Annotated in this window: 10 protein-coding genes; 3 read left to right on the forward strand and 7 right to left on the reverse strand. The window is 62.3% G+C overall.

The annotated features are described in order from the left end of the window. Positions 1–260: hypothetical protein (locus NH396_RS14955; protein WP_253064734.1), on the forward strand; the 260-nt coding region annotated here is incomplete at its 5' end. Between the two features lie 85 nt (positions 261–345). On the opposite strand, the gene pssA is transcribed toward NH396_RS14955, so the two are convergent. Both pssA and ilvC read right to left on the reverse strand, forming a co-directional pair. Further along, positions 346–1197 (reverse strand): CDP-diacylglycerol--serine O-phosphatidyltransferase, encoded by an 852-nt coding sequence (gene pssA, locus NH396_RS14960; protein ID WP_253064735.1) that lies wholly within the window; start codon positions 1195–1197, stop codon positions 346–348. A 208-nt stretch (positions 1198–1405) separates the two neighbouring features. After that, the gene (gene ilvC, locus NH396_RS14965; RefSeq protein ID WP_043337232.1) at positions 1406–2422 is read right to left on the reverse strand and encodes a ketol-acid reductoisomerase; all 1017 of its coding nucleotides are present in this window, start codon (positions 2420–2422) and stop codon (positions 1406–1408) included. A 320-nt stretch (positions 2423–2742) separates the two neighbouring features. Here ilvC and ilvY point away from each other — a divergent pair, with 320 nt between their 5' ends. Continuing rightward, a complete protein-coding gene (gene ilvY, locus NH396_RS14970; protein WP_176678127.1) occupies positions 2743–3672 on the forward strand; it encodes an HTH-type transcriptional activator IlvY in 930 nt (309 codons plus the stop codon). A 91-nt stretch (positions 3673–3763) separates the two neighbouring features. Here the strand turns inward: ilvY and ilvN are convergent, their stop codons facing one another. From ilvN to rluD, 5 genes are all read right to left on the reverse strand, one after another. Then, positions 3764–4255, reverse strand: coding sequence for an acetolactate synthase small subunit (gene ilvN, locus NH396_RS14975; RefSeq protein ID WP_176678128.1), 492 nt, complete (start codon positions 4253–4255; stop codon positions 3764–3766). Next, on the reverse strand, positions 4255–5979 hold the full coding sequence (locus NH396_RS14980; protein ID WP_176678129.1) for an acetolactate synthase 3 large subunit: 1725 nt from the start codon (positions 5977–5979) through the stop codon (positions 4255–4257). The genes ilvN and NH396_RS14980 overlap by 1 nt, the downstream gene beginning before the upstream one ends. Positions 5980–6557: 578 nt before the next feature. Beyond that, the gene (gene clpB / locus NH396_RS14985; protein ID WP_176678130.1) at positions 6558–9206 is read right to left on the reverse strand and encodes an ATP-dependent chaperone ClpB; all 2649 of its coding nucleotides are present in this window, start codon (positions 9204–9206) and stop codon (positions 6558–6560) included. A gap of 305 nt (positions 9207–9511) precedes the next feature. After that, on the reverse strand, positions 9512–10288 hold the full coding sequence (gene pgeF, locus NH396_RS14990) for a peptidoglycan editing factor PgeF (protein WP_176678131.1): 777 nt from the start codon (positions 10286–10288) through the stop codon (positions 9512–9514). Between the two features lie 39 nt (positions 10289–10327). Further along, entirely contained in the window at positions 10328–11281 is a 954-nt protein-coding gene (gene rluD / locus NH396_RS14995; protein WP_054556942.1) for a 23S rRNA pseudouridine(1911/1915/1917) synthase RluD, read from the reverse strand. Between the two features lie 106 nt (positions 11282–11387). Between rluD and NH396_RS15000 the strand changes: the two genes are divergently transcribed. Then, positions 11388–12179 (forward strand): outer membrane protein assembly factor BamD, encoded by a 792-nt coding sequence (locus tag NH396_RS15000; protein WP_107335861.1) that lies wholly within the window; start codon positions 11388–11390, stop codon positions 12177–12179. Positions 12180–12250 lie beyond the last annotated feature (71 nt).

Here is a 12250-nt window from a genome sequence, read left to right on the forward strand (position 1 = left end):
AATTGTCAATCGATGGTTTCGAAGCGGACTTCAAAAACATCAAGCAAAACAATCACCTGCAAACCTCTTTCACCGCTGGTGACGCCATGCGTCCCCGGCAGCGGATGCGTACTTTACGCAGGAATCGCCGTGAGGGCAAGGGCTTTTTGAAGAGATTGTCATTCTCGGGACATACGGGTGACATCTCTGAAATGCCTTTCTCTTCTCTCCTCATTCTGCTTCTCTTTTCTTCTTATCCTCGTCTTGCCGTTGCTTGCTGACATCTTCCCCCGGCCAGAAACACATTCGGCCCCGCCAGGAATGGCGGGGCCGAATATCGATCATCACACTGCTGACAGCTGACGCCTACTTGTTTCCGCGCAGCTTGCGACCCAGCGCCATGATCGGGCCACTGGCGACATAGCAACCGAACAGGCCCAGCAGCATCACGGACGGCTCCAGCGAGATGACCACGAAGGCCAGCACGATGGCGAGCAGCGCCACAAAGGGCACCGGCCCCTTGAGGTCGATCTCCTTGAAGCTGTAGTAGCGAATGTTCGACACCATGAGGATACCGGCAGCCGCAACCACGAAGACCATCAGCGACTTGAAGGCGAAGGTCTCGGCGTCGAAATTGTGCATGGTCCACACGCAGCCGGCCACAAGTGCCGCCGCTGCCGGGCTCGGCAGGCCGATGAACCACTTCTTGTCGGTGGAGCCGATCTGGACGTTGAAGCGTGCCAGACGCAGCGCAGCACCCGCCACGTAGACGAAGGCGGCGATCCAACCGATCTTGCCGACGTCCTGAAGAATCCAGCTGAAGGTGACCAGCGCCGGCGCTACACCGAAGGACAGCATGTCCGCGAGGCTGTCGTACTCGGCACCGAAGGCACTCTGGGTGTTGGTCAGGCGAGCTACACGACCGTCCAGACCGTCGAGCACCATCGAGACGAAGATGGCGATGGAGGCGTTGGCAAATTCCCCGTTCAGCGCACACACCACGGCGAAGAAGCCGGAGAACAGCGCCGAGGTAGTGAACAGGTTGGGCAGCAGGTAGATGCCACGCCGGCGAACGGGCTTGCCGTCCTCGATGGCCTCTTCCACGACTTCACTGTCGTCGGTGAACTCCTCCACCACCTTGTCCAGCACTGAGCTGCTACGGCGCGCCTCTGCTTCGGCGCCGCCTTCTACTCCGGGATGTCGATTTTCGTCAGTCATGGGATTCCTTGCATAATGCCTCATCGTGGCAGGGTAGCCACATTCTACACCTGCCAGTGAGCGCGAATAGTGGTGACACCCTAGCGACCTCACCGTCGACTGTCACTCCCTCCCCCATTCGATAGCGCTTATGAATCAGCAACGCAAGCGGGGCGCCCTCCTGATGGAGAGCGCCCCGCTCATTTCACGCCAGATCCAATAGGCAGGATCAGTTGCGCGACTTGTCGACCAGCTGGTTGGCCGTGATCCACGGCATCATGCCGCGCAGCTTCTCACCAGTCTGCTCGATCGGATGCTCGGCGTTCTGGCGACGACGGGCCGTCATGGACGGGTAGTTGGTGTTGCCTTCCTGGATGAACATCTTGGCGTATTCACCGCTCTGGATGCGCTTGAGTGCATTGCGCATGGCGACACGGGACTGCTCGTTGATGACTTCGGTACCGGTCACGTACTCGCCATACTCCGCATTGTTGGAGATGGAGTAGTTCATGTTGGCGATGCCGCCTTCGTACATCAGGTCGACGATCAGCTTGAGCTCGTGCAGACACTCGAAATAGGCCATTTCCGGTGCGTAGCCCGCTTCGGTCAGGGTCTCGAAGCCCATCTTGACCAGCTCGACCGCGCCACCACACAGGACAGCCTGCTCACCGAACAGATCGGTTTCGGTCTCGTCCTTGAAGGTGGTCTCGATGATGCCGGTACGACCGCCACCGACGCCTGCCGCGTAGGAGAGTGCGATGTCCTTGGCCTGGCCAGTCGCATCCTGATGGATGGCGATCAGGTCCGGGATACCGCCACCCTTCACGAACTCGGAACGCACGGTGTGACCCGGTGCCTTCGGCGCGATCATGATGACGTCGAGGTCAGCACGCGGCACGACCTGGTTGTAGTGGACGTTGAAGCCGTGAGCGAAGGCCAGGGTCGCGCCCTGCTTCAGGTTCGGTTCCACCTGGTTCTCGTAGATGGCCTTCTGGTTCTCGTCCGGCGCCAGGATCATGACCAGGTCAGCCGCCTTAACCGCTTCCTCGACTTCGGCAACCTTCAGGCCCGCCGCTTCGGCCTTGGCCCAGCTGGAGGAAGAACGACGCAGGGCGACAGTGACATCGACGCCGGATTCCTTCAGGTTGTTCGCGTGGGCGTGGCCCTGGGAACCGTAACCGAGGATGACCACTTTCTTGCCCTGGATGAGGGAGAGGTCACAATCCTTGTCGTAATAGAGTTTCATCGTCATTGCTCCTGGCGGCTCACCCCGTCAGCGGGATGGCGTGAGATCTTGAAAGAGTGTCTGTTGTTCTTGCGACCCCTCCCGCAAGGGAAAGGCGTATGACAGTGTCCAGCGCCGACGGCCATCTGTCTCGGCCGCTCTGCGTCCTGGGGAGGTCGTGCGCCTTGGATCAAGGTCTGCCGCCCTCCTCCTGCGCGGCGATGAGTCCACCTTACCTGCACCTCGACATTGCGTAAAATGCTATATTTGCACCATTATATGCCATATTGCGCAATACAAGGCATTTCCCTCTACAGCACTCACCGACAGTGGACTCCGGCATGGACAATCGCCAGCTCAAGCAATTCCTGACCCTCGCCGAAACGCTACATTTCGGGCGCGCCAGCACTGCCTGCCACCTGAGCGCCTCTGCCCTGTCACGAGCCATCCGGGCCATGGAGGAAGAGCTGGGCGTCAGCCTGTTCGAGCGCGACAACCGCAGCGTCGCGCTGACACCGGCGGGTGAACGCTTCCGTCGTCATGCTCGCGAACTCCTGAGTCAGTGGGATGACATTCGCCAGTCACTGCTGGAAGACAGTGATGAACTGCGTGGCGAGCTCTCCCTGTATTGCTCGGTGACTGCCAGCTACAGCTTTCTTTACGAGATTCTGGCCACCTTCCGCGCCCGCCACCCGCACGTGGAGCTCAAGCTGCATACCGGTGACCCTGCCGTGGCACTGGAGCGTGTGCTGATGGGCCATGAGGACCTGGCAATCGCCGCGCGTCCGGATGTGCTGCCTTCCCGCCTGGCCTTTACCGACTTCGCCGAATCGCCGCTACGCTTCATTGCGCCGCGACATGATGGCCCCGGCCAGCGGCTGGAAGGCATCGGGGAGGCCGATGATTCAGTGGCGGGCGACGGTCACATCGACTGGGCCCGCGTGCCGATGATCCTGTCGGAGACCGGCCTGGCACGTGAGCGCTTCGATGCCTGGTGCCACGAGCGCGGCATCAAGCCACGTCTGTATGCTCAGGTTGCCGGCAATGAGGCCATCGTCAGCATGGTCGGGCTGGGCTTCGGGATCGGTGTGGTGCCACAGATCGTGCTCGACAATTCGCCGCTGGCCGATCAGGTGCGCATCCTTGAGGTCGATCCTCCGCTGACCCCCTACAAGGTCGGCCTGTGCGTACAGGAAAAACGCCTGCGTCATCCGCTGGTGCGCGCGTTATGGGAGCAACTGCCCGGCTCGCCGCAGCGACCCGTTGATTGATGCCTGATAGCGAGCCAACAAGAATGGCGCAGCAACGAAAACGGCGCCCCGAGGGGCGCCGTTCTTGTGTTGCGATTCCACTACCACCGTCTTACAGGCTCAACACCTTTTCACCGCGTGCGATGCCGGAGACACCGGTACGTGCCACTTCCATCACGCCCACCGGCTGCATCGCCGCCAGGAAGGCATCCAGCTTGCCGCCGTCACCGGTGATCTGAATGGTATAGAGGCTCGGGGTGATATCGACGATCTGGGCACGGAAGATGTCCGCCGTGCGCTTGATCTCGTCACGCTGGGCGCCCAACGCCTTGACCTTGACCAGCATCAGCTCGCGCTCGATGTGGCTGCCCTCGGTGAGGTCCACCAGCTTGACCACATCCACCAGCTTGTTGAGCTGCTTGGTGATCTGCTCGATGACACGATCTTCACCGACCGTGGTGACGGTCAGACGGGACAGGGTCGCGTCTTCGGTCGGCGCCACGTTGAGGGTCTCGATGTTGAAGTTACGCTGTGAAAACAGGCCGACGACCCGTGACAGCGCGCCCGGTTCGTTTTCCATCAGAATGGAGATGATATGGCGCATCAGGTCCGCTCCGTCTTCGTAAGCAGCATGTCACGCATGGAGCCGAGAGGCACCTGCATCGGGTAGACGTGTTCACGCGGGTCGACATAGATGTCGAGGAACACCAGCTCGTCCTTGTTGCGGAAGGCGTCTTCCAGCGCAGGCTCGAGCTCCTCCACCGTGTGCACCTTGATGGCGCGGAAGCCATAGGCACCCGCCAGCTGCACGAAGTCAGGCAGCGACTCCATATAGGAATGCGAGTGACGGGACTTGTAGTTCAGGTCCTGCCACTGACGCACCATGCCCAGCGACTGGTTGTTGAGGTTGATGATCTTGACCCCGATCCCGTACTGCTTACAGGTCGAGAACTCCTGCATCATCATCTGGAAGCTGCCTTCACCGGTGAACAGCACCACATCGTCTTCCGGGTAGGACATCTTGATGCCCATGGCCGCCGGGAAGCCGAAGCCCATGGTGCCCAGACCACCGGAGGTGATCCAGCGGTTGGGGCGCTGGAACTTGTAGTACTGGGCAGCGAACATCTGGTGCTGACCGACATCGGTGGCGACGAAGGCTTCGCCACGCGTCGCACGGTGCACGGCTTCCACCACCTGCTGCGGCTTGAGCGGCTCACCCGGGGCGGACGGCTCGTACAGCTTGCCTTCACGCTCGGCACGCCAGCCATCGATCTGGGACCACCAGGCCTCCAGTGCATCGGGGTTGGCCAGCTCGCGGCCCTGCACGAGGCTGATCATCTCGTTGATCACGGCATCGGCCGGACCGACGATCGGCACATCGGCGCGCACGGTCTTGGAGACCGAGCTCGGGTCGATGTCGACGTGGATGATCTTGGCCGTCGGGCAGAACTTCGAGGTGTTGTTGGTCACGCGGTCATCGAAGCGCGCACCGATGCAGATGATCAGATCGGCGTGGTGCATGGCATTGTTCGACTCGTAGGAGCCGTGCATGCCGGGCCAGCCCAGACACTGCCGATCGCCCTGCGGGTAGGCACCGATGCCCATCAGCGAAGTGGTGATCGGGAAGTTGAGGCGGCGTACCAGGTCAGTCAGCGCTTCGCTGGCACGCCCGGACACCACACCGCCACCGGTGAAGAACAGCGGGCGACGTGCCTTGAGCATCAGCTCCACGGCTTTCTTGATCTGGCCACTGTGGCCACGGGTGACCGGGCTGTAGGAGCGCATGCGTACCTTCTTGGGGTAGCTGTACTCATAGCGTTCGGTCGGGGCGGTCATGTCCTTCGGGATATCGATGACGACCGGCCCCGGGCGACCACTGGAGGCCAGATAGAAGGCCTTCTTGATCACCTCGGGAATCTCGCTCGGGTGCTTGATCGAGAAGCTGTGCTTCACGATCGGGCGAGTCACGCCGACGATGTCGGTTTCCTGGAAGGCGTCTTCACCGATCAGGTGACTGGCGACCTGACCACACAGCACGACCATGGGAATCGAGTCCATGTAGGCCGTGGCGATACCAGTGACGGCATTGGTCGCGCCCGGGCCTGAGGTGACCAGCACCACACCCGGCTTGCCGGAGGCGCGCGCGTAACCATCGGCGGCGTGGGTCGCGGCCTGCTCGTGACGGACCAGAACGTGCTGGACCTTGTCCTGGCGGAACAGGGCGTCATAGATATGCAGCGCCGCTCCACCGGGATAGCCGTAAATATATTCCACGCCCTCGTCGTGCAGGGCGCGGGCGATCATGTCAGCGCCGGAAAGCAATTCCACTTGGTTATTCTCCCCTGGAGGTCTCGAGTGCGTCCGGCGGCAATGCGCAAGCCGGATCGAGTGCGACCTGAATGTCGCTACCGCAGAAATTGCGGCACCTGATGCCAAACCCTGGCGTCTGCGGCCCGGTTAGGGCCTGCACTCTTGTCGCATCGGTTGGATGCGGTCGGGGCTGATGGCCGGTCGGTACGGTTGGCGTACCCGGACCGGCGTATCCTTTGACAGGCGGACAGCGACTCAGCGTCTGTCCTTCACGCGGCGCTTCGAGGGTCGCCCGAATGGCCGCGCCCGCAATCAGGAATGGTCAAGAGTCCAACAGCCGCAAGGGGCTGTCAACTCAACCTTACGCCAGTGTGCGCCGCCTGCGCCAAATGCCACACCGATAACAACGAATCCGGCCATAAGCGTGCGTAAAACCTCACCAATGGCGATAAATTCGCAATTTTCTGCTTCGTGAATTTCAGCCTGCCTCACGCCGGGTTGTCTTTTTGCGCCCGGACGGCAGACACGAAAACGCCCCACCGCAAGCGGAAGGGCGTGCTTCCGTCACGGTGGGGCGTCACTCATGGGCGCGCGAATCAGCGCGTGAAGGTCAGTTCCCCGCCCTCTTCGTCGACACGGATCACATCACCGGGCACGAAGTCGCCACCCAGCAGCGCCTGGGCCAGCGGATTCTCGATACGACTCTGGATGGCGCGCTTGAGCGGACGAGCGCCATAGACCGGATCGAAGCCTGCCTTGGCCAGCAGCGCCATCGCGGCATCGGTGATATCGAAGCCGAGATCGCGATCGGCCAGGCGCGCCTTGAGACGTTCAAGCTGGATGCCCGCGATGGAAGCAATCTGCGCCTGCCCCAGCGCGTGGAACACGACCACTTCATCGATGCGGTTGATCAGCTCCGGTCGGAAGTGATTGCCGACGACTTCCATCACCGCCGTCTTCATGTCGTCGTACTGGAAGGCCGCCTTGCGCTCGGCACGCTCGTCGGCACTTTCCGTACTGCCATCGTCTTCCGCCAGCTCGCCATTGAGGCCGCTCATGCGCTGGATCATTTCCGAGCCCAGGTTGGAGGTCATCACGATCACGGTGTTGCGGAAATCGACGGTGCGCCCCTGACCATCGGTCAGGCGGCCATCTTCCAGCACCTGCAGCAGGATGTTGAAGACATCAGGGTGCGCCTTCTCGACCTCGTCGAGCAGCAGCACGGAGTATGGCTTGCGGCGCACGGCCTCGGTCAGATAGCCGCCCTCTTCATACCCGACATAGCCGGGAGGCGCGCCGATCAAGCGGGCCACGGAGTGCTTCTCCATGAACTCGGACATGTCGATGCGCACCATCGCCTCTTCGGTGTCGAACAGGAAGCTGGCCAGTGACTTGCAGAGCTCCGTCTTGCCGACGCCGGTCGGACCAAGGAACAGGAAAGAGCCGTTGGGACGATTCGGATCCGACAGCCCCGCGCGTGAGCGACGTACCGCATTGGACACCGCGATCACCGCCTCGTCCTGACCGATCACTTTCTCGTGCAGCGCCTCTTCCATGCGCAGCAGCTTGTCACGCTCGCCTTCGAGCATCTTGGCGACCGGAATGCCGGTCCAGCGCGAGACGACCTCGGCAATCTCCTCCTCGGTGACATTGGAGCGCAGCAGTACGTGGGCAGAGGTATCCGCCTCGCCTTCGCCGGCTTCGCTGATCTGCTTCTCGAGCCCCGGAATCACGCCGTACTGCAGTTCCGACATACGGCTGAGGTCACCGGCGCGGCGCGCCTGCTCCAGATCGATACGCGCCTGTTCCAGCTCCGCCTTGAACTGGGCCGCGCCCTGGATGCTGGACTTCTCGGCCTTCCAGACTTCATCGAGGTCGGCGTATTCACGCTCCAGCTCCGATATCTGGTCCTCAAGCGCGCCGAGGCGCTTGAGCGCCGCCTCATCAGTCTCCTTCTTGAGCGCTTCCCGCTCCATCTTGAGCTGGATCAGGCGGCGATCGAGGCGGTCCATCTCCTCAGGCTTGGAATCCAGCTCCATGCGGATGCGTGACGCGGCCTCGTCGATCAGGTCGATCGCCTTGTCCGGCAGCTGGCGGTCCGTGATGTAACGCGAGGACAGCCGTGCAGCGGCGATGATGGCACTGTCGGTGATGTCGACCCCGTGGTGTACCTCGTAGCGCTCCTTCAGGCCACGCAGGATGGCAATGGTGTCTTCCTCGCTGGGCTGGTCGACCTGCACCTTCTGGAAGCGGCGCTCGAGTGCGGCGTCCTTCTCGATGTACTGGCGATACTCGTCAAGCGTGGTGGCACCGACACAGTGCAGCTCGCCACGCGCCAGCGCCGGCTTGAGCATGTTGCCGGCGTCCATCGCGCCTTCGGCCTTGCCCGCGCCGACCATGGTGTGCAGCTCGTCGATGAACAGGATGACCTGGCCCTCTTCCTGCGCCAGCTCCTTGAGCACCGACTTGAGGCGCTCCTCGAATTCGCCGCGGAACTTGGCCCCCGCCAGCAGCGAGCCCATGTCGAGAGACAGCACGCGCTTGTTCTTGAGGCCTTCCGGCACCTCGCCATTGACGATACGGCTGGCCAGCCCCTCGACGATGGCGGTCTTGCCGACACCAGGTTCACCGATCAACACCGGGTTGTTCTTGGTGCGACGCTGCAGCACCTGGATCGTGCGCCGAATTTCCTCGTCACGCCCGATCACCGGGTCGAGCTTGCCATCCCGCGCGCGCTCGGTGAGATCCAGGGTGTACTTGTTGAGCGCCTCGCGATTGTTCTCGGCATCGGCATCGCCCACGGCTTCGCCACCGCGCAGTGCATCGATGGCGGAGGTCAGGGCGGGCTTCTTGATGCCCGAGGAGGTGAACAGCTTGCCGAGATCACCGCCCAGCTCCAGCGCGGCCAGCAGCGCGAGCTCGGAGGCGATGAATTGATCGCCGCGCTTCTGCGCTTCACGATCGGCCAGATTCAGAAGCTTGCCGAGGGCCTGCGAGGGCGCGACATTGCCGTCGAACTGGGACACGGTCGGCAGGTCATCCAGCTGGCGCTTGAGGCCACTCATCAGACTGGTGGCATCGCCGCCCGCCTTGTTGACCAGTGCCTTGAGACCGCCATCGCGGTCCTCCAGCAGCGCCAGCAGCAGATGCTGTGGGTGAATTTCATTGTGGCCTCGCCCGACGGCGAGCGACTGGGCATCCGCCAGAGCGTTCTGCAGCTTGCTGGTGAGTTTGTCGATGCGCATGGTGCTGTCTCCTGAGAGTCATGGCGGTACTCCTTTTCTCAGGAGCTTCGCCTGTAACTTTTCGTATCTGACTCTCAAGATGGGGACTGGTGCACGGCTTTCAAGGCAGGATTCGCCGCACTGCAGCATGTTGTGCCATTCGCCTGATCCAGGTCAGTTTCCCGCCCTGCCGGCCATCACCTTTGCCACACAGAAACGCTCCGCCGACCTGGAACATCAGGTCAACGGGGCATTTGTGGGTACTGAATGTCGAGCTTGTGGAATGCGCAGACCAGAACCCTGGACAGTGATTTCTGCTCAGCGCCTCAGCGCAGCCAGATCACCGTGGCGAGGCGCCCGGTCACGCCATCATCACGACGATGGGAGTAGAAACGCGACTCCGAGGCGGTGCAGAAGTGGCCGCCACTGACATGACCGACTCCGGCACGCTCGAGACGCAGACGTGCCAGCTTGTAGAGGTCGCACATGTAATGACCAAGCCGGTAGGGACTGGCCTCGAAGGCATCATCGGCCTCAGGCAGGTCCGCGATGAAGGCGTCACGTACCTCGGGGCCGACCTCGAACTGCGCATTGGAGATCGCAGGACCCAGCCAGGCCATCAGCTCGCCGGGGGCATCGCCGAGACGCTCGATGGTGGCTTCCAGCACGCCTTCGACCAGCCCGCGCCAACCCGCATGTGCCACACCGACACGCGTGCCCTGCCGATCACAGAACAGCACCGGCAGGCAGTCCGCCGTCATCACCACACAGGCCTGCCCGGTGCCGGTACTGATGCAGGCATCCGCCCGTGGCGGTGCACCCGGCCGGCCCTCGGCGTGGCAGACATCGAAGGCATCCACCACCTGAGTGCCATGCACCTGGTCCAGCCATGCCAGCGGACGCCCGTCATCGACCTCTGCCGCAAGCAGCTCACGCACCTGCGCTACCATCGCCGGGTCATCGCCGACGTGCAGCGCCGGATTGAAGCCAGCATACGGCCCCTGGCTGGGGCCGCTCTCACGCGTGGTCACGAAGGCCTGCACCGGGCTCGGCGCGGGCCAGTCCGGCAGTATCAGGGTCGGGCGTAGACTCTCGTCGTGCATAACCTCTCCTTGTGCGGCGTGTCGCGCGAGCCTGCCGCCTCAGCGAGCGATGTCTTCCTTGAGATAGTCGATCAACACCAGCATGTCGCCCGGCATCTCGGCGCGGAATTCGACTTCCTTGCCCGTGATCGGGTGGATGAAGGCGAGACGGCGGGCATGCAGTGCCTGACGCGGGAACTGGCGCAGCAGCTCCTTGAGCGGGTCACTGGCCCCAGGCGGCAGCTTCAGACGCCCGCCGTAGACCGGGTCTCCAACCAGCGGATAGCGCTGGTGCGCCATGTGCACGCGAATCTGGTGGGTACGCCCGGTTTCCAGCTTGCAGCGGATATGGGTGTGGCCTCGGAAACGCTCCACCACGCGGAAGTGGGTGACCGCCGGCTTGCCACTGTGAGTGACGGCCTGACGCTTGCGGTCCTTGGGGTGACGCCCGATGGGCGCATCCACGGTGGCACCGGAGGTCAGCACGCCCGTGACGACGGCATCATACTCCCGCGATACGGTACGGGCCTGCAGCTGCTCGACCAGGTCCGCCTGGGCGGTCAATGACTTGGCCACCACCATCAGTCCGCTGGTGTCCTTGTCGAGACGGTGCACGATACCGGCACGCGGCATCATGGAATTGCCCGGGCAATGATGCAGGATGGCGTTGAGCAGCGTGCCATCGTGGTTACCCGCGCCCGGGTGCACGACCATGCCGTGTTCCTTGTTGATGACCAGCACGTCGTCGTCTTCATAGACGATCTCGAGCTCGATATCTTCCGGCTCGTGGCTGACTTCCTCTTCAAGCTCGGCGGTCAGGGCCAGACGTTCACCGCCATAGACCTTCTCGCGGGGTTTGACGGCGGCACCGTCGAGGGTCAGCGCACCGGTCTTGATCCAGTGCTTGAGACGCTCGCGGGAATAGTCGGAGAAGATCTCGGCGCAGGCCTGATCAAGGCGCATGCCAATCATCGCCTCCGGGATCCGCTCTTCGCGGTTGATGGTGTCTGCCATATTGCTCTCTGAGGCCGTTTCGCACGAAAGGGCCTTTGCTTTATAGTGAGTGCGGATCGGCGGATTCTAGCATGCCCGCCATGGATTGCCCGAGATGAGGAAACCGATGCGCGCCCTTCCCTTGACTGCCCTCGCCCTGGCCAGCACCTTGCTGGCTGGCTGTGCGTCCAACGAGCCGGCACCGGATCTTCAGGAGCAGGACCTGTATCGTCAGGCCCAGGTTTCTCTGGATACCAGCCGCTTCAACTCCGCTGTGCAACAACTTGAAGCCCTGGATACTCGCTTCCCGTTCGGCAGCTACGCCGAACAGTCGCAGCTGGAGCTGATCTACGCCTATTACCAGGTCGACAACTGGGAGGCGGCACGCGCCGCGGCCAGCCGTTTCATTCGCCTGCACCCCGATCACCCGCAGGTCGATTATGCCTACTACATGCGTGGACTGGCAGCGTACAGCGCGGGCCGTTTCAGCCTGGAATCCCTCGATCTGATCGATATTTCCAAGCGTGACCTGGGCGCGACACGCGATGCCTACGTCGACTTCGGTGAGCTGGTACGTCGCTTCCCCAATAGCACCTACGCGGCAGATTCCCGTCAGCGCATCATCTATCTGCGCAACGTACTGGCACGCGGCGAGCTGCAGACAGCCGATTTCTACCTGCGCAAGCAGGCCTATCTGGCTGCCGTGAAGCGTGGCGAGTGGGTCATTGAGCACTACCCTAACACTCCTGCCACCCGCGATGCGCTGGCCGTGATGGTCGAGGGCTATCTGGGCCTCGGTCTGCGTGACCGTGCCAGCGAGACGCTCAAGGTGCTGATCCAGAATGATCCGGACAATGAACGTCTGGATGGCCGTACCTTCGAGCCGCGTTACGTGAAGGCTGACGACCTGACGGTCTGACGACCGGCAGGCGTCACCATCGAAAAGCCCGTGATCGATGATCACGGGCTTTTTCGTGCTGCCAGCATGGC

The sequence above is a fragment of the Cobetia sp. Dlab-2-AX genome (genome assembly GCF_024124625.1).
Taxonomy (GTDB): domain Bacteria; phylum Pseudomonadota; class Gammaproteobacteria; order Pseudomonadales; family Halomonadaceae; genus Cobetia.